This window comes from Tangfeifania sp. (genome assembly GCF_055108615.1).
Window position 1 is genome coordinate 15,627 of the sequence record NZ_JBSQIC010000037.1, and the last position, 18,326, is coordinate 33,952.

At 45.2% G+C, this 18,326-nt stretch carries 14 protein-coding genes; all 14 read right to left on the reverse strand.

Going from position 1 to position 18,326, the window contains the following annotated elements:
- Positions 1 to 46: 46 nt before the first annotated feature.
- The gene (locus ACTCNA_RS09785) at positions 47 to 721 is read right to left on the reverse strand and encodes an ABC transporter ATP-binding protein (protein WP_462947729.1); all 675 of its coding nucleotides are present in this window, start codon (positions 719 to 721) and stop codon (positions 47 to 49) included.
- A 4-nt stretch (positions 722 to 725) separates the two neighbouring features.
- On the reverse strand, positions 726 to 2,015 hold the full coding sequence (locus ACTCNA_RS09790) for a glycosyltransferase family 4 protein (protein WP_462947730.1): 1,290 nt from the start codon (positions 2,013 to 2,015) through the stop codon (positions 726 to 728).
- 125 nt (positions 2,016 to 2,140) lie between these two features.
- Complete coding sequence (locus tag ACTCNA_RS09795; protein ID WP_462947731.1) at positions 2,141 to 3,253, reverse strand: outer membrane protein assembly factor BamB family protein; 1,113 nt, start codon at positions 3,251 to 3,253, stop codon at positions 2,141 to 2,143.
- A gap of 68 nt (positions 3,254 to 3,321) precedes the next feature.
- Positions 3,322 to 4,911 carry an FAD-dependent oxidoreductase gene (locus tag ACTCNA_RS09800; protein WP_462947732.1) on the reverse strand — a complete coding sequence of 530 codons (1,590 nt, stop codon included), beginning with the start codon at positions 4,909 to 4,911 and terminating at the stop codon, positions 3,322 to 3,324.
- Between the two features lie 2 nt (positions 4,912 to 4,913).
- Positions 4,914 to 7,256, reverse strand: a complete 2,343-nt coding sequence (locus tag ACTCNA_RS09805; RefSeq protein ID WP_462947733.1) for an NAD(P)H-dependent oxidoreductase subunit E — start codon at positions 7,254 to 7,256, stop codon at positions 4,914 to 4,916.
- 156 nt (positions 7,257 to 7,412) lie between these two features.
- Complete coding sequence (locus tag ACTCNA_RS09810; RefSeq protein ID WP_462947734.1) at positions 7,413 to 9,305, reverse strand: PQQ-binding-like beta-propeller repeat protein; 1,893 nt, start codon at positions 9,303 to 9,305, stop codon at positions 7,413 to 7,415.
- A gap of 34 nt (positions 9,306 to 9,339) precedes the next feature.
- Complete coding sequence (locus tag ACTCNA_RS09815) at positions 9,340 to 10,608, reverse strand: 4Fe-4S binding protein (RefSeq protein ID WP_462947735.1); 1,269 nt, start codon at positions 10,606 to 10,608, stop codon at positions 9,340 to 9,342.
- Positions 10,609 to 10,613: 5 nt separating this feature from the next.
- A complete protein-coding gene (locus ACTCNA_RS09820; RefSeq protein WP_462947736.1) occupies positions 10,614 to 11,192 on the reverse strand; it encodes a 4Fe-4S dicluster domain-containing protein in 579 nt (192 codons plus the stop codon).
- Positions 11,193 to 11,482: 290 nt separating this feature from the next.
- A complete protein-coding gene (locus tag ACTCNA_RS09825) occupies positions 11,483 to 11,695 on the reverse strand; it encodes a hypothetical protein (protein ID WP_462947737.1) in 213 nt (70 codons plus the stop codon).
- 85 nt (positions 11,696 to 11,780) lie between these two features.
- On the reverse strand, positions 11,781 to 12,755 hold the full coding sequence (locus ACTCNA_RS09830) for an NHL repeat-containing protein (protein WP_462947738.1): 975 nt from the start codon (positions 12,753 to 12,755) through the stop codon (positions 11,781 to 11,783).
- 9 nt (positions 12,756 to 12,764) lie between these two features.
- Complete coding sequence (locus ACTCNA_RS09835; RefSeq protein WP_462947739.1) at positions 12,765 to 14,189, reverse strand: outer membrane protein assembly factor BamB family protein; 1,425 nt, start codon at positions 14,187 to 14,189, stop codon at positions 12,765 to 12,767.
- 43 nt (positions 14,190 to 14,232) lie between these two features.
- Positions 14,233 to 15,204, reverse strand: a complete 972-nt coding sequence (locus ACTCNA_RS09840; RefSeq protein ID WP_462947740.1) for a biotin synthase BioB — start codon at positions 15,202 to 15,204, stop codon at positions 14,233 to 14,235.
- Positions 15,205 to 15,208: 4 nt separating this feature from the next.
- Entirely contained in the window at positions 15,209 to 16,453 is a 1,245-nt protein-coding gene (locus tag ACTCNA_RS09845) for a PQQ-binding-like beta-propeller repeat protein (protein ID WP_462947741.1), read from the reverse strand.
- 213 nt (positions 16,454 to 16,666) lie between these two features.
- Positions 16,667 to 17,881, reverse strand: coding sequence for a PQQ-binding-like beta-propeller repeat protein (locus ACTCNA_RS09850; RefSeq protein ID WP_462947742.1), 1,215 nt, complete (start codon positions 17,879 to 17,881; stop codon positions 16,667 to 16,669).
- Between the last annotated feature and the right edge of the window lie 445 nt (positions 17,882 to 18,326).

Consider the following 18,326-nt stretch of genomic DNA (forward strand, 5'->3'; position numbering starts at 1 on the left):
AAGCCCCTTTGTCCGCCAAGCGGACATCTCCCCAAAGGGGAGAAATTTAATTTAACTTCCCTCTTTTCAATGTGTACTTTTTATCCATCTGGTCAGCCAAATCTGCGGCGTGAGTTACGGTTATCAGCGTTATGCCTTCTTCGTCGCTCAATTTTATCAGCAATTTGGTAAGTGCTTTGGCGTTTTCTTCGTCGAGTGCGCCCGTGGGTTCATCGGCCAGCAAGAGTTCGGGTTTATTGACCATGGCACGTACCACCGCGGTGCGCTGGCATTCGCCACCCGACATTTGCGAAGGCTTTTGATTTCGCTGCTCCCAAATCCCCACTTTTTTAATGAGATATTCCGCCCACTCCTTTTGCTCGCCAGAAACCGAATTGCTTTGTGGTAACAAGGGCAAAAGGACATTCTCCATCAAAGTCAATTGTGGCAAAAGATGGTGCAACTGAAAAATGAATCCCAGGTTTTTGTTCCGGAAATTGGCAAGTTCCGATTTGGAATAACTTGTCAGGTCTTTTTCGTTGAACAAAACTTTTCCCTCTTCGGGCGCGTCGAGGGCACCAATTAAATTGAGCAAGGTTGTTTTTCCTGAACCACTCGGCCCGACGATAGCAATTTTTTCGCCTTTTTCAACACCGAGGTTTAATTCTTTCAGCACCTGCCGGTAGCTGTGCGTTCCCGGCTCGCCGTAGCCTTTGGTTATATTTTGCAGTTGTAATAACATACTTTTATATTCTTGTTAGATTTTCATACAATTCAATGGTTTCTTTTGCCTTGGCATGAATATCGAAATTCACTTTGGTACCTTCGTAGCCGGCACGACTCAGTTGTTCCATCTTGTCAGGGCTGGAGAGCAATCCGGCCCAGGTTTCAGCAAGTTTTTCAGGCGAATTGGGCATGTAGGTCACACCCCCGCCCGACAATTCAATAATTTCGGGGAAAGCGCCCAATGCAGGCTGCACAACCGGAACACCCGATGCCATCGACTCCAAAAGGTAAATGCCAAACGCCTCGCCAATACGCACCGGAACCGAAACCAGTGATACCTTTTTGAAGAAATCATGAACGGCTTCGTCTTCAAATTCCGGCAAAATCTCAAAAGCACCGGAAAGTCCGTTTTCCTTTATTTTTCGTTTCTGCTCCTTTATAAATTTGGCATCGTCGCCAGTTGAACCGCCGGTGGCTATAAGTTTTACGTCTTCAAATCCCGGCTTCTTTTTCAAATCGATAAAGGCATCCACCACAATATCAAAACCGTTTTCGTGGCACATCCGGGAAATGTACCCCACATTACGTGGTTTTTCTTTGGTAGAAATGTAAGTATAATCGCTCACCTGAACTCCCAGATGGATGGTTTTTATCTTTTCACCGGAGAGGTTCATCCGTTTTTTCATTTCAACGGCAAAATAATTGCTCACAGAAACCAGTGCATCCACATCTTTTGCCCGCTCGTGCATCAAATCCCAGATTTTTTTCTGAAACTGAGGTTGCATGGGGTCAATCCAAACATCTTCGTCCTGCAGCGAACAAAGCACCGGCACACCAATTTTTTCTTTTAACCGCCGGGCCAGTCCCAAAAGCAAAGCGTTGGAAATGTGTATAATATCGGGTTTGCAATGTTCGGCAATCCAGTTCACCATGTGGTCCAGTTCTGCCTTTTGCTCGCCTTCCTCACCCAAGAGCATGGAAAAGGTCATGTCCTCCAGCCCCTTAGCTCTTGTAGAACCAGCCATTGAAGCTGCCAGTTTCATCATGGGCTTTGAATTCAGCAATTTATCCACCCACGCAGGTGCTTTCCTGAAAATAGGGTAAACCTGCTTCAGGTAAAGGCTGATGGCACCGTAAAAAATAGGCACATCGGAAATGTCGTGTTCATCGCCGAACAATGGCAGGTACATGGGAATTTTGGTTACATTATGTCCCTCGGCCCGCAGCGCGTTAAAATATTTGCTGTCGCGCAGGCAGTTGCCGCAGTAAAAACTTCCTCCCGAACCGGGTATGATTTGAATGATGTTCATAAGCCCCCTCCGACTCCCCCAATGGGGGAAAAGAATTTAAGTAATTTCCAATTAATTTTTATCATGCATACTATTGTTTTTCCCTTTCTCATTCATTTCTCCCCTTTGGGGAGTTAGAGGGATTTTTATTGGCCTCCAAAACAATACACATTTCCGTCGTAGGCACCCACAAACATCTTCCCCCCGGCCAGGGCAGGATTATGGATAATCTGGCTGCCGATTTCGTATGTCCAAACAACTTTCCCATCGAAAATGTTTACCAGCGCCAAATCGCCGCGCATGTTGGCCACCACCACTTTATTTCCGGCTACCACCGGCGATGCTTCCACACGGTTTCCGGTGTTGTAATCCCAAATTTTTTTGCCTGTATTCTTATCAAAGCAATATAAAAATTTATTGTGATTGGCCGTGAACAGGCGATTGCCTGATATTGCCGGGGAAGCGATAAATGGCAAATTGGTTTCGCTGTGTGTCCACTCCCAGGTTGTTTTTTCATTTTTGATATCCACCTCAAAAAAACGCCCGTCGTAATCGCCAAGATATGCCTTGTCTTTTTCCACTGCTGGTGAGCCCGGGACATAAGTGGCCACATCGATTTTTTTGTCAGCTTCGCCGGTAACAATGTCAACCTGATGCAAGTAACCATCGCAGCCGCCAAAAAATGCTTTCCCGTTGAAACAACCGGCAGCACCGTTAATAAAGTTATCCGACTCGTATTTCCATTGCACCTCTCCTGTCTTCGCATCCACGCAATGCAGATAGTAATCGTAGCTGCCCACCAGAATATAGGTTTTACCGCCAGCCTCCCACCAGTTGGCCGAACCAATGATTTGGTTGTCGGTTTCGTACTCCCACTTTTTCTTGCCTGAATTCAAATCGAGTGCATACAGGGTTCCGTCGAGGTTGCCAATGTAAACGGTGTTATTATGAATAAGCGCCGGGGCTTCAATGGTATTTGGAGTTTCAAATTTCCAGAGCAGCTTTCCTTCCAAATCGATGCAGTAAACCACACCATCGGTGGAGCCAATCACCACTTTCCCCTGGTCAACCACCGGTGCTGATTTGATGTTGTCGCCCGTTTGGAATGTCCAGAGCAATTTGGGCTGGTCAGGCAGTTCGGTTTTGGAAACCCCTGTCAACTGCTGGTTTCCACGAAAAATAGGCCAGGAGTCAGTGGACTGAGCAGTTAAACTAATTGTTAGCCAGATTGAAATTGTTATTAATAGTATTCTTTTCATCTCCAATATTTTTTACAATAATTTTAGTGGACTTGTCATTCTGAACGCAGTGAAGAATCTGTTTCTTGCTACTCCTTAGCTGCAGATTTCTCCTCCTTTGTCGTCGAAATGACATCCTTAAACTCGATGGCTCCAGTCGGGCATCCTTCTGCCACTTTCAGTGCTGTTTCGGTAAGTGCCTTTTGAATATCTTCATTGAAAGGCACACCAACTTCCACATCAAACCCCCTGCCAATATACGTAAATCCGAAGCGTTCGCCATACTTTTCGGTGAGCCGGACACAAATACCGCACTTGATACACTTTTGCGGTTCGTAAATGAGCGTGGAATGTGTATTTAGTTTGGTGATTTTACGGCGCTCACTGGTCTTGAACCTTCGCTGGTCCACATGATACCGGTCGGAATAAATGCGCAGGTTACAATCATCGATAGCGCGGCAATCGCAATGCAAACACCGCTTTGCTTCTTCAATTGCCTCTTCGTCCGAAAAACCGCCGGTGTTTTTGTTGTCAGGAAAAATCCGTTTAGCCTCAACTGACTCTTTCAGGTATTCCGAAAATTCTTCGTTCACCAGCTTTCCAAAACGGGAATTAAACATCCGCGGTTCACCTTTCACTTCCTGGTTGTTGAGATACTGAAGTACCGAAAAAGCCACCTCTTTCCCCTGCCCCACCGAACGAACAGCCAGTTTGGAAGAACGCAGGGCATTGCCGATGGCAAATACATTCTCTTCTGAAGTTTGATAGGTAGTCCGATCGGCAGTGATTCCCTTTGGAGCCATTTTCAGCCTGAACTTTTCATTTTCTTCAGGAACAGCACCCGTAGCAATTATCAATGCATCGTATTCTTTTTTAAAAGATTGGAATGATTCACTGCCGATGGATTCTCCGCCGCGAAATTCGACACCTGTTTTCAGGATGGCTTCAATTTCTTTATCGAGCACCTCGCGGGGCAGTTTTTCTTCACTGATTTCGGTACGCAGCTGGCCACCGGCTTTTTCTGCTTTATCGAACAGCGTTACCTGTATTCCTTTTAACTGCAGGTAATATGCTGCTGCCAGTCCGGCAGGGCCTGCACCTACAACTGCTACTTTTTTACCGGTACTTCCGGCAGGTTTTATATCGGGTTCATTTCCTTCGTCGCCCACAAAACGTTTGAGCAGGCAGATGGAAACAGCTTCATCTATAGTTTTACGGTGGCATGCACCTTCGCAGGGAGCCGGGCAAATACGCCCCAAAACAGCGGGCAGGGCAATGTCGCGTTTCACCACTTCCAGCGATTCATCAAACTTCCCGGCGGCAATCAACCGGTTCATCAACGGAATATTCATGTGTGCCGGGCAACCCAGCTGGCAGGGTGCCTCGCAATCGCCCACGTGTTCGCTGAGCAGCAATTCGAGCGCTGTTTGCCGGGCTTCGGCAATTTCATCGTCATCGGAAATAATCTCCATTCCTTCTCCTGCCTTGATTGAACAGGACGGAAACAATTTTCCATTGCCCTTGTCTTTTACCAGGCAAAGCATACACGAGGTGAAGTGTTCCAGCTCGTCGTGCCAGCAAAGATTGGGAACATCAATTCCCATCTGCTGCGCCGCCTTCATCACCGACGTGCCTTCTTCAACCTGAATTTCCTTGTTATTTATCTTTAGTGTAATCATGTTCATTTCACATCAATAGCATCAACAGGGCAAACAATGCGGCAGGAGTCGCATTTTATACACAGCTCGGTATCGATGCTGTGTTTTTCGTGCGGGGTGAACGGAATAGCATCCACCGGGCATTTTTGCACGCACATGGTACAACCTATGCAATTATCGTTTACCGAATAGGTTATCATTTCGGTACATTTTCCGGTTGGGCAAACCCCGTTAATGTGCGCTTCGTACTCATCGCGGAAATATTTCAGCGTGCTGATAACCGGATTTGGTGCTGTTTTTCCCAGTCCACACAAACTTCCTTTATTGGTCCATTCGGCCAGTTTCTCCAATTCCTCAATATCCCCTTTTTTTCCTTTACCGCTGGTGATATTTTCCAGGATATCGAGCATTCGTTTGGTTCCTACGCGGCAGAAAGTACATTTCCCGCATGATTCATCCTGGGTAAACGAGAGGAAAAACCGGGCCATATCCACCATGCAGTCGGTATCATCGAGTACCACCAAACCGCCGGAGCCCATCATGGCCCCCATTTCGGTAAGCGATTCGTAATTAATAGGTGTGTTGGCGTACTCCGCCGGGATACAACCTCCCGAAGGACCACCAATTTGCACCGCTTTAAACTTTCGTCCGTTGGCAATTCCACCGCCAATTTCTTCCACCACCTGCCGTATAGTAATTCCCATGGGAACCTCAATTAACCCGCCACGGGCCACTTTCCCGGCCAGGGCAAAAACTTTAGTGCCGGTATTTCTCTCAGTACCAATGCTACTAAATTTTCCGGCTCCTTCGCGAAGGATGTACGAAATTTGTGCGAATGTTTCGGTGTTGTTCACGAGTGTCGGGTGTCCCCAAAGCCCTTTGTTGGCAGGGAAAGGCGGACGAATTTTCGGGAATCCGCGGCTGCCCTCGATGGAGGCAATAAGAGCGGTTTCTTCGCCGCACACAAAAGCACCGGCGCCTTCATAAATCGACAAATCGAAATCAAAACCGGTACCCCTGATATTTTTCCCGATATAATTATTCTCGCGGCAAATTTCGAGTGCTTTACGAATTCGTTTTACGGCCAGCGGGTATTCGGCCCGAATGTATAAAAATCCCTCGTGGATTCCTACTGCATAGGCGGCAATGGTAATTCCTTCAATAATGCGGTACGGATACGACTCCAGTAGCATGCGGTCCATAAAAGCCCCGGGATCCCCCTCGTCGCCATTGCAAATCAGGTATTTCTTTTCATCTTTTTCACGCTTCACAAACTCCCACTTCATTCCGGTGGGGAAACCCGCTCCGCCGCGGCCACGGATTCCACTGTTCTTCACTTCTTCCACGACCTCTTCGGGAGTAAACGAATTCAATACTTTTTCAAGTGCCGTAAAGCCGCCTCTTTTATGGTATTCATCAATATTGAGCGGATTGATTATTCCGCGGTATTCGGTGGCAATGGGAATCTGTTTACCGAGAAACGAGGCCACCGGTTTTTCACGCATGCTTATTTCGTAACGCTGCACGCCATCCCAGTTTCGGTCAGTTTGAATGTCTTCGGCAAAATGGAAAAGTTTATTTTTAAATTTCCCAAGAATTCCGGGTGGGTTGAAATGGTTTTCAACAATTCCCTTAACATCTTCCGGTTTAACCTTTGCATACAGGGTGGGTTCTCCTTCGTTGGGGACCACCTCAACCAGCGGCACCTGGTGGCACATCCCCACACATCCAACGTGTTTCAGCTTCACCCGCAAACCACTTTGGTTCACCACTTTTTCCACTTCCTCCTCAATCTCGCCACTGCCACTGGCCACACAGCAGGAGCCCAGGCCAATCCGGATTTCACCTTTTATTTCCGAACCATCGGTTTTCCTGTATTTTTTGGCACCTTTTTTTCCCTGCTGGCTTTCGAAATCTTCAATTACCTTATCCACCTGATCGGTGCCCACATGCCCGTAAGTTACCTCGTCAACCTGCACAACCGGCGCAAGCGTACAGCAGCCCAGGCAACTCACTTTTTCGAGTGTGTAGTTTCCCGATTCATCGGTGTCCTCGTCATCTTTCAATTTAAAATGCCTTTTAAACGCATCGTACACCTGGTTGGCACCTTTTACGTGGCACGCTGTTCCCACGCAAACTTTTACAAGGTGTTTGCCAGCGGGCACCATCCTGAATTGCTTATAGAAGCTTGCCACCCCTACAATTTCGGAAAACGTGATGGATGTTTTTTCCTCCACGTACCTCAGCGTATCTTCAGGCAGGTAATTGTATTCATTCTGAATGGACTGCAAAATAGGGATAAGGGCTTTCTTTTCAGAACCTTTTTCCTCAATAACGCGGTCGATATTTTGGAAATTGTTTGTCATAACAGTATCCTAAAGCACCAAAAAACAAGCATCAAAACACAAATAATAACCAGACTCCAAAGACCAAATCAGGGAAACAGTATAACCTGGTTTTATTTTTTGAACTTTTAAAAATTGATATTTATTTGACATTTGAATTTTGTTATTTGGAATTTTCTAATTTCCTATACAATATAAATTTTCATTTCCACGGATGTAAATTCTTCCTTCGGCAAATGCCGGCGAAGTTCCATAGGTTTCGCCCAGCTCGTTTTCGCTGATTAAATTCATCTCTTTGCCGTATTCATAAACGCGCATAACTCCCGCGTTGTCCATCATAAAAAGCTTGCCATCAGCATACATGGGAGAGGAATAAAAAGTTGTTCCCACATCATGTTCCCAGTATTCTTCACCGGTTTTTGCATCGTAGCAAACCATTACCCCGTAGCTGGTGCAAATAATGAGCAACCCGTCGTGTGCCAGCGGACTCGAAGCTTCGGGGAGGTACATATTGTCTTCCCAAAGAATTTCCTGCGTTTTTATGTCGATGGCTACCATTGTGGCATACTCGTTGGCCGCGTGAACAATACCATCGCTGTAACCAACTGATGGCCCCACTTCGCCCATCATGCAGTCAACCGCCCACAGTTCTTCACCGGTTTCAACATCGTAGCCTGCCACAATGGGGACAGCAGTTAGTATTATCTGATATTTCCCGTCCACTTCGGCAAGTACCGGGCTGGCCCACGAAATATTGGCATCGCGTTTTGTATCCCAAACCGGGTTGCCTGTGGCGGTATTGAGTGCCAGCAGCCTGCCACCACTGTTTGTATCCATCTGGATAAACAGTTTATTATCCCAGGTAATCAGTGAAGAAGAATGTCCGTAATGATTGTCGGGCACGCCCAGGTTTTTTGCCCAAACGCGGTTGCCATCCATATCGAATGCAATGACATCGCCTGTAGCGAAAATGGCAAATACCCGCTGGCCGTCGGTTGTAACAGTTGGTGCAGCAAGCCCGGTGTCTTCGTTTACACGCGGCATGGATGACGGTGAACCGGGAATATTATTTGCAACACCTGTCCAGAGCAGTTCACCGGTATTGGCGTTGTAGCAATACACTTCGCGACTTTGGTCGTCGGCACCGGTAATAAATACTTTATCGCCCCAAACTACCGGGGAATTATACCCGTGTTTCGGAATAGGTGATTTCCACAGGATGTTTGTTCCTGAAGCACCATCCCATTCAGTAGGTATATTTTCATGATAAATAACTCCCTGCCCCAGCGGCCCCCTGAATGAGTTGTGGTTATTTTTAATTTGATTGATTGTAAGCGAAGAAGCAACGGAAGTTTCAGGTTGTGCTTCAGGCTCCGGTTGTGGTGCAGCTACTTCTTCTTCAACGGCCGTCTGTTCTGTTTCATCTTCGGTTTCAACAGTTTCTGATTCATCAGTAACAGATTCCTGAACAGTTTCCTCCTGTGTCTGATCCACGTCAATTACCTCTATTTCTTCATCTTCTGCTGGCAGGGCTTCAGCCATGGCTTCAGTTTCCACCTCATAACGGTCGAGGTAATTTACCGTTGCAAAGGAAGCGATGACTGCCAAAACAAAAACAAGCCCACCCACTATGATAATTCCTTTTTGGGCAATAATGCGGCTGGCGATTTCATTTTCAAGAACTTTATCAGGTTCTTCAATTTTTGATTTTAACGAATAAAAATACCGTAAAGCCACTGCCAGCACAATTGCCCCGAAAAGTAGAAGATATGCCCCGGTTTTCACCTGCCACTGGCTGTTGAAATAAGCCTTGCGTGCCAACAGATCGTAATTGCGAATTTCGGTTTTTAATCCGTCGTTATTAGGCTCTTCATTCAGCCTTTCCACCAACACTTCCATAACTTTGCTTTCAATAGGATCATTTTGCGATACCTGCCAGTAATTCAGCAACAAAAGCAAAGCCACTATTGTACAAAAAGTACCGGCAACAAGTGCCACATTTTGAGCTAATTTTAATTTATCGTTGTTGGTCATTTTAATTGTATTTTCAACTTGTAAAACTTTTTTCATGCTTAATTGCGCGGTTAGAAACCACGCAACCCGTTTATTCTTCAACCGGACAATAATCCATGCAACGCCCGCAACTGAGGCAATTTCCTTTGTGCGGCACGTAATCCTGTCGCTTTCGGAAAACTACAGTATTCAATAAAGTAACACCGATTACAAGGCCGATGAACCCGCCGGCAATCATGCTCCCATAGTAAAATTTCTGACGTATTACACCGGCTTCCTCCACCAGTGTTTCCATTGTTTTACCTGAAGCGAGGAATGTTTGTACATCAATATTATCAGGATCGTTTTTAATTTCCGGATTGGATATCAGCAACTCGGCCAGATACACATCGTTGTTTGCTTTGGAAAGGAAGGTATGTGAACGTTCCCCCACAAACACACCGGCTGCAATCCACAATGGAATAAGCAATGCGTAAGTTATAAACCGTTTCGGCCCAAGTCCCGATTTTACCACCTCTTTTTCATCGGTGGGATAATCGATGGCATCAAACGGACAGGAATTGGAACACAATTTACACTGAATACATTTTGATGGCGTAATGGTGAGATGCCATTTCGAAAAGCGGGACATCCAGCTCAGCAATACGCTGTACGGACAAAAGAACCGGCAATACGGGCGGGCTACAAACATACCCACGAGCAGGAAACTGATTCCCAGCACCACCATCAGGAATTTGGCATCCATTCGGAAAATCCCCACAAACGGATCGTAACGGCAAATTATAAAATCGGTTCCGGTAGCCACAAAAAGCACTGCGAGGGAGAGGTAAACATAGGGAATCAACCCCAGTGTTTTGTTCAACCATTTGGGCAAACTGATGGGCTTAATTATTATCAAATCCTGTATGGCACCCAACGGACAGGCACCTGCACAAAATGTTCTGCCAAAAAAAAGTGTAAATGCCAATGGCAAGAGGAAAAACAGCAATGCGGTAAGTGAAATGGCATAGGCCGGGTCGGCAAACGAAAGCGTGACATTTTGAATGGCCCCGATGGAGCAGATACAGCCATTGCGGTAAAATCCAAAGTAGATAAGCGTGAATACTGAAAGCCACAGAATACCCTGCCTCGACCGTTTTTTCAACACAAGCCAGGTTGCCAGTGAAAGTACCACCAGAAGTACCAGCACATCAAAATATTCGAGGGAAAGCGCCCGGGGCTCGGGAGTTACCGTGGATGGTTGCTCGTAACCTGATTCGAATTCCGGTTTCGGAAACCTTTGTTGCTGAGCCGAAAGGTGAGACGGCAAAAGGTAAAAGGCAAAAATTAAAAGGTATAATATATATTTGATTTTTTTCATTTCAATCAGGATTCCGGGTTTTTTGAAAAATCGCCTTTCACATTGTACGCTTCGCTGGCCGGCACCCGTTTAATGGCATCCGAAGGGCAAACGCGGGCAATGGAACACTCGTTGCAATTGAGGCAGATATCGTGAATGATTTGCAGGTGCAACGAACCGTTCCCAAACGATGTGCATCCTTCCACGCACTTGGCACAACCAATGCAGAGGTCTTCGTTTATAATGTATTCAAAATAAGGCTCCTCTATAAATTTACGTTCAATGGCTGCGGTTGGGCAAAGCTGATTTTCAGCGGCTGTGCTCAGCTGATTGGCATCGGGTTTGAAATAGCCGCCGCACAAATCGCAGTAGCCACACAAATCGTAGGCATGTACACATTTCACGGCTGAGGGTGTCATCACACAATCGGTGGCGCAACGCCCGCATTGGTTACATTCAAACGGATCTATCTGCCAGACGTAATCGTCTTTCACCACTTTGCTCAACGCCAGTCCGCTGACACTACCCAATGCCAGGGCCAGGGTAAGCCGTGCTCCACTCTGGATGAATTCGCGGCGGTTTTTCGATTTTGTATTGTTTTCCATCTGTTTATGTATTTCACGAAAAGACGCAAAGGAGAACATTCGAGAGTTTGAAATTATTCGAGAATTCAAACCTTCAAACCTTCGAATTTTCAAACGTTCAAATCACCTCTGTATGTCAATGTTCTTCGTCGTGGTCATTTCATTGCAATATTTTTTATCTTACTCCTAATCAACGATTCAATATGCGGCGCATGATTAGGCAGTGTTTCAAATAAATGACCTGCTTGCGCCTTGTTAAAATCTGCAATTCTGTAACCCCCGGTTGAAACCGGGGGCTAAATTTTAATTTCCTACGGAGTTTTTCTCATTGTTTGTTCTTCCTGTTTAGTTTCAATGGCTTGCGGTAATTCACATTTGGAAAATTGTCCGCATTGCCGGCATGCCGGCGAAACCGAACAGGTAGTGTCCACTTTTTGGTTGGCCACGAGGTAACCGGTAGTGGCTGCCATGCCTCCCAAAATCAAAAATCTCCCCCCTGTTTTTATGAATTCTTTTCTGTTCATCTCATTTATCGTCTTTCGTTTTGCGGTGCACAGAACGTATCTTTTTCAAACTACTTCTCCGGATGCACCTGAAACATTCACCAGGCTAAAGCCCGGTGTTATTTTTTGGTTCAAAAACACGTATCATTTTTTTATCGAAATCGAGAGCGTAAATGTTATTTTGGTTGTCGGCGGCCAGATCAGGTGCCCGGCCTTCGTCAACAAATTTGTTGGGTGCCGCTACAACTCCCTCTAATTCCCCCGAACGCTTGTATGTTTTTATTCGCACCAGGCCTTTTTCACTGGTTACAAAGCGGCCGTCGCTTAAAAATGTGAAATGCGACGGATTACAGCAACCGCTAAATCCCTCAGGTTTCATACTGGTTCTTTCCCAGTGAGAGCGGAGGTTTCCCTCGTAAGTATAATTTTCGAGGGCATGCAATCCCGGATTCACCACCCACAAATCGCCTTCATCATTGATGTCCAAATCGAAACAGGGACTGGGAATAATGAAACCATGCAATACCCCTTCTTCCGCCTTACCGTCAAATTCACCTAATTTTTCGCCCTCATCAGAATAACGAATTACACGTCGTTTGCCGGCATCGGCTACAAAAACATTGTTTTCAGTTGCTGCAATGGCTGTTATAAAGGAATTTTCGTCCAGTTGTTCCCATTCATTCAATATGTTACCATCTTCGCTTAAAAGAAAAACACGGTTACCGGCTGCGAGGTAAATTTTTTCTTTGAAAACCTCCACTGCCTGCGGTTCCCCGGGCAAATTTAATTCTGCGAGCAATTTCCCCGAGAAATCAATTATTTTCAGGCTATTATCTCCAGTCACATAAATTTTTTCGTTATTTACAGCGATTGCAACAGGTTCGTTAAAACCAATTTTGAAGTTTTTAGATTCTTTATAAAGAATAAGTTCAGGATCAACATTTTTGAACTCCTCCACATCGTAGGCAAACGGATTTGGGTTACTCCTGTCGGGCCTGTCAGAACGAAATTCACTAACAAAAACAGCTATAATTACAGCCGCCATAACCAATAGAAAAATGATGATTCCCTTGTTCTTCATTTCAAAAAATTAAGCGTTTAAATCGATACAAACCATTGTTTCGGCATCCCGCATAATCAGGTAACCGTTGGCAATGGCAAACGGTGCCCATGCATCATGGCCGTTCTCAATAACTTTTACCTGGTCAAGTTCAATATAGCTGTCGGTACTGGGCCGTGCGATAAAAAGTGTTCCGTCATCATTCAGGACAAACAGCTTTCCATCGGCAATAAAATAGGGACCGAGGCCAAATCGTTTATCAGCGCCGCTGGTCCACACCACCTCCTGCGGATTATCGGGATGCACGCAAACCAGCTGGTTCCGGTTGGGCCCGCCATCTTTCGGGATAATCCCAAACAGGTATCCTTCCCAGTAAAGTGGTGTTTGCTGTTCGCAGGCCAAACCATCCCGTGGCCTGTACTCCATTAATGGTTCAACAGAAAATTCACCATTATTTTCTGAAAGTTGCAACAACATGCTTCCCGCACCGTATCCGGCCGTCATGAAAATTTTTCCGTCGGGCATGCAAACCGGCGAGGGTGCCACCACCGAGTGGTTCCATTCTGTGGCTGACCAAAGTATTTCGCCTGCATCGTCGCCATCGGCAGCTATTCCAACCAGTGCCCCGATGGCACTGTAAACATACATTTTACGACCGCCATAGGTAAAAGGCATAATTGACGAATGCGACATTTTCCAGCCTTCCGGGTTGGGTGTTTCCCAAATCTTTTCACCGGTTTCGCAATCAACGGCAATCATAAGTGCATTTCCACCCGTTGCAATAATCGCTTTTCCGTCGTCGATAAGCGGGCACTGCCCGGTGTACCAAAGTGGCACTTCCGACTCGTATTCTTTTGCCACATCGATTCCCCAGCGAAAACCGCCGGTTTCGCGGTCGAGGCACATCACGTGGCTCATCGGGCCAATGGTTAAAATATAATCTTCGGTAATTGCCGGAATTGTTCGCGACATACCGTGGTTTCGTTTCACATCCAGGTTATAACCCCGTGCCCACATTTCTTTACCATCCACGAGCGAAAAACAACGCAACATATCGGCACGCTCCTCTTCGTCGTAATCGAGCACATAAGCCAGTCCCTCGTAAATTGCAGCCCCTGCGTGGCCTTCGCCCAGTTCAACCGACCACAAAATTTCAGGGCCTTCAGCAGGAAACTGATCAATTAATTTGACCGGTGATTTTGAAATATTGTCGAAATCTTCTCCCCTGAAACGCGGCCATTTTTCTGACAGTTCAGTGTAACCAGTTGCATAGCGTTCAAAGATTTCACCCAGCTCAACTTCCTGAGCCTCCGCGCCTTTCCCGCGGTTGTCGGCTCCTTCGATATTAACTGTAAAATCACTTGTGGGATCGTTCCTAAGCCACCAAACTATAAATACCAGCGCTAAAACGCCCAGTGCAATAACCGAAATATTTACAATTCTTTTGTTATCCATTTCAGGATTTCCAATTAGAAGTTTTTCACACTTCACAGATTCTTTAAATAGTCTCTTTTGCTGACTTATAGCCAGCTTCCCAAAGTGATTCCCACGCTTTGTCAGGGGTAAAACCCCGCCCCTTTTCCGTATCACTTTTCACATCGCGCGGGTTGGCACCCACCTCGGCATACAACTGGTTAACTCCAGCCATCATCGCCATTTGTGCCGGCTCGTGCACATTCATCGAGCGTTGCGGATTGACGACGATGTTGGTAACTGCCACAATTTTTGCCAGCTCCCTGGCCGGAATTTTTCCATTATCGAACAAAGGTGTCCCGGGAACAGGAATCCTGCGCATTACAGCCATTACAGAAATTTTTAAATCGCGGGCCCTTTTTATCTCCTTCAGTATTTCCTGGTAAGAATGCTCTGGCCCGATAGGTTCAATGCAGTAATAAAGTTCGAGGCCTGCACTTAAAACAGCCTGCATGGTTTTTTCACGGTTGGCGGGTTTGGCAAGGGTGTCTTCCCCTTCGCCTATCCTGTTTATGTGGTAAATGGCACTGAAACCTGACGATTTCAATTTTTTTGCAGTGGCCTCATCAAAATCGCCAATATTGGCCACCAGCCGCTGGTGCGGTTTTAACAGCGATTTTACTTTTTTCGAAATATCGAGAAACTGCTCTATCGGATAATCGGCAGTAGTCATTAAAAACAGTTCATCGTAATTTTGTTGTTCCAGCCTTGCAATTTCGCCGCGCAGAGTTTCAAAATCTTTTTCCCACTCGGCATCCAACGAATAATGCTCCATCCCCATGGAACAAAAGCGGCAGTTGATTGAACAGGGTGCAGCATTGATTCCTATTTGGGTAAAAACATATCCGCGTTCCTTAAATTTATCCCGGCTCAAATTATCGGAAACATAAAGTAACCGGTAATAATCGCGGCTGTTGTTTGCAATATTTAACATTTCCAGGATTTCTTCATCAGAAAGATTAAAATCCCCTTTTTCTATTTTCTCAATTACATCCATAAATTTATTTTTCCTTTATATCGAATATCATCAGCACATCGCCGTGGCGCATAAATAATTTTCCATCTTTAATAAACGGATGTGCCCAGTGAGGCCCGGCACCTTTGGTAATCCTGAATTCACTAATAACCTCAAACCCGTCAGGATCTGGTTTTACCAATCCCACATTTCCACGCTCGTTGTAGGCGTACAGTAATCCATCGGCCATCACCAGAACGCCTTTGGTGTCCCAGTCTTCCACGTATTTAATTTCGCCGGTATCCCAAACCATGCATACCCAGCGGCCTTGTTTGTTGTTGTACCAGTTGGATCCGTAAACATGTCCGTCGTGCAGGATGACACCGTGATGGTGGTTATCCAAAGTACGGCTGGTATATTTTTCTGAAACAGATGTTCCGGTTGAATCCATTTTCAGCATAACAGCCGGATAGTCGTAACCCATAGTTATGAAAATTTCATCGTCTTGAAAAACCGGGGTGTTGGTCCATATCAGTCCGTTATCCTGCGAAGTCCACTTTTCAGGATCGAAATATTGATAATTCCAGGCAATTTCACCCGTTTCGGGATGCAGCGCTATTAAATGAGAAGCAGTAAGTGCTAAAATAAAACGATGCCCGTTAAATTCATAAATTGTTGCAGAAGCGTAGCCACGTGCACCACCGAGTGACTTACTTTTCCAAACCGTTTCACCGGTCATTTTATCGAGTGCAACAATTGAAGTCTCGCTTCCTCCGGGTGAACAAATGACCTTGTCATCAATAATCAGTGGCGTTTCCGAGTTACCCCAGTTGTGGTATTCGGCATTAAACTTTTCGTCCACATCTACTTTCCATATTGATTCACCATTTTCGCGATTGATGCAGGAAACTTCTCCGGTTCCGCTTTGCACGTAAACCCGGTTGTCTTCCACCACCGGGGTGCTGCGTGTATCGGGAAACGACTGGTTCCACGACCTTCCGTAAGGAACCTGCCATTTTATATTTCCCTGCAAATCCATTGCGGTAAGGTAGTCCATGGTATCAATCATTCCTGTGGTATAAATCATATCCGCTGCAAAAATGGGAGATGACCATCCTTTCCCAATGCCTTCAGCTTCGAGAATAGTTTCAGGGCCGCTTTCGGGCCACTCTTTTAAAAGGCCGGTTTCGGGGAAATGCCCATCGCGATCAGGACCTCGCCACTGTACCAGTTGGGCATTTAAGGAAGAGATAAATAAGAGTAAAAACACTCCGGTTAAAAGATTTTTCATTGTATAATATTTTGTTTTTTACAAATGTAAGAATTAACGGTTTCACGCTTTGTATATAAATTACTGCTACTTCTACCTTTTTTACTGGTCTGCCTCTGATTCAAGCATTTCTCTATTCATAAAAAAGCACTTACAGGGAGAAATAAAAAATATTTTTAAAACAAATACCTGCACAAATCAATCAGTTGTTCTTAAAATAATTAAAAACAATTACTATTTGATTTTATATGCAATAAGTGTATTCCCGTGGCGAAGATAAAGCCGCCCATCCCGGATTACCGGATGCGACCAGTGTTGTCCCGATCCCAGATCAACCCGGGTTTTACTTTTCAGGTTAAATCCTTCAGGAGTAGCTTCTGCCAGGCCAAGTTCACCGCGGTCGCTGTAACAGTACAACATTCCGTCGGCATAGATGGTAACGCCTTTACCTATATCGGTTGAAGCATATTTTTCTTCTCCGGTTTCCCAATCAACACAGCGCCATTCGCGGCTGTTATCTCCAGAACCGTAAAGATAGCCGTCAACCATAACCATTCCACCAATACGGCTGTCGAGATGTTCGTTCGTCCATGCTTTTTCCACACTGCTGCCATCTGCATTTAATTCGAGTTTAACACCACCTTGTCCATATCCGCTGAAACAAAATACCCCGCCATCATGATAAATCGGTGTGTTGGCATGAACCTGCCAGCGATTGGTTTGTGGATGCGACCACAGCATTTCTCCATTCTCGGCATCGAGGCCAATTATGTGCTCAGCAGTGTGGGTAACCAGCAATTTTCGTGAAGGTAATTCAACAAGCAACGGTGTGCAATAGGCTGAAAGCTCACCTTTGGCGGGCGACGACCAGATTAAATTTCCATTATGCCTGTTCAGGGCAACTACATTGTTGGTTTTTCCGCCTGGGGTAATATATATTACATCGCCGTCAACTACCAGTGTTTCGGTAACGCCCCAACGGATATTCTCACCATCGAAATCGTTAAATACATCTTTGCGCCATTTTACTTTTCCGTCTGCGGCAGTCATGCAAGTGAGCACACCGTGCCCGGAATAGATGTACAGCAAATCTCCGGCTATAACAGGTGTTGAACGCGAACCGGGGTAACTTTCAAGAAACTCTTCGCCGTAGGGAACTTTCCATTGCAACTCCCCAGCTGGCGAAAGGGCATAAATGTAGCCCGTCTGGCCTTCCATACCGGAGAGATAAATCATTCCGTTGGCAAAAGCCGGGGAAGAGTGCCCTTCGCCCAATCCATCGAAATGCCAGATTATTTCAGGCCCTGATTCCGGCCAATGTTTTAGCAAACCGGTTTCATTGTAAACACCGTTGCCATTCGGACCTCGCCACTTTGTAGGAGTTTGAGCAAAAAGTGTAATTCCTGTAAAACCCAGTAAAATAAAAAGAAAAAATGATTTTTTGACCATCAACTTACGGTTTTAAATTAATTGCTTAAAAATAAAACCAATAAGTGAATTGTACAATCAAGAGATCTAATTTATTACATGTCTAAATAGTGATATATGTTTACACTTTGTTAAGAGGATGTTAACAAAAATCAGAGATATTACGAACAATTAAAAGAAGGAGTAATGAAACTTAATAAACCCAAAAACCACCAACTGATACACTCACAAAATAAAACTGCCCATTCACAAAGCCAAGCATTTTATTCACAAAAGTTGTATTTTTTAAAATATTTCAAAAGAATATATTCGAATCATTAATAAAATTTACAACCATTAAATCAAAATTTATGAAAAAGCCAACACGGTATTACTCTCGAATTGAGTTGATACACTAAAATCATTATTTAATCAATAATTCCATTAAATCAAATCCAAACAAAATGAAACAAAAAATTCTTTTGAT

Bases quoted from the DNA above. Each gene is read 5' to 3' on its own strand.
- ACTCNA_RS09840 (WP_462947740.1), bottom strand. From the start codon at position 15,204: ATGGATGTAATTGAGAAAATAGAAAAAGGGGATTTTAATCTTTCTGAT.
- ACTCNA_RS09790 (WP_462947730.1), bottom strand. From the start codon at position 2,015: ATGAACATCATTCAAATCATACCCGGTTCGGGAGGAAGTTTTTACTGC.
- ACTCNA_RS09785 (WP_462947729.1), bottom strand. From the start codon at position 721: ATGTTATTACAACTGCAAAATATAACCAAAGGCTACGGCGAGCCGGGA.
- ACTCNA_RS09800 (WP_462947732.1), bottom strand. From the start codon at position 4,911: ATGATTACACTAAAGATAAATAACAAGGAAATTCAGGTTGAAGAAGGC.
- ACTCNA_RS09830 (WP_462947738.1), bottom strand. From the start codon at position 12,755: ATGAAGAACAAGGGAATCATCATTTTTCTATTGGTTATGGCGGCTGTA.
- ACTCNA_RS09820 (WP_462947736.1), bottom strand. From the start codon at position 11,192: ATGGAAAACAATACAAAATCGAAAAACCGCCGCGAATTCATCCAGAGT.
- ACTCNA_RS09825 (WP_462947737.1), bottom strand. From the start codon at position 11,695: ATGAACAGAAAAGAATTCATAAAAACAGGGGGGAGATTTTTGATTTTG.
- ACTCNA_RS09845 (WP_462947741.1), bottom strand. From the start codon at position 16,453: ATGAAAAATCTTTTAACCGGAGTGTTTTTACTCTTATTTATCTCTTCC.
- ACTCNA_RS09850 (WP_462947742.1), bottom strand. From the start codon at position 17,881: ATGGTCAAAAAATCATTTTTTCTTTTTATTTTACTGGGTTTTACAGGA.
- ACTCNA_RS09815 (WP_462947735.1), bottom strand. From the start codon at position 10,608: ATGAAAAAAATCAAATATATATTATACCTTTTAATTTTTGCCTTTTAC.
- ACTCNA_RS09835 (WP_462947739.1), bottom strand. From the start codon at position 14,189: ATGGATAACAAAAGAATTGTAAATATTTCGGTTATTGCACTGGGCGTT.
- ACTCNA_RS09810 (WP_462947734.1), bottom strand. From the start codon at position 9,305: ATGAAAAAAGTTTTACAAGTTGAAAATACAATTAAAATGACCAACAAC.
- ACTCNA_RS09805 (WP_462947733.1), bottom strand. From the start codon at position 7,256: ATGACAAACAATTTCCAAAATATCGACCGCGTTATTGAGGAAAAAGGT.
- ACTCNA_RS09795 (WP_462947731.1), bottom strand. From the start codon at position 3,253: ATGAAAAGAATACTATTAATAACAATTTCAATCTGGCTAACAATTAGT.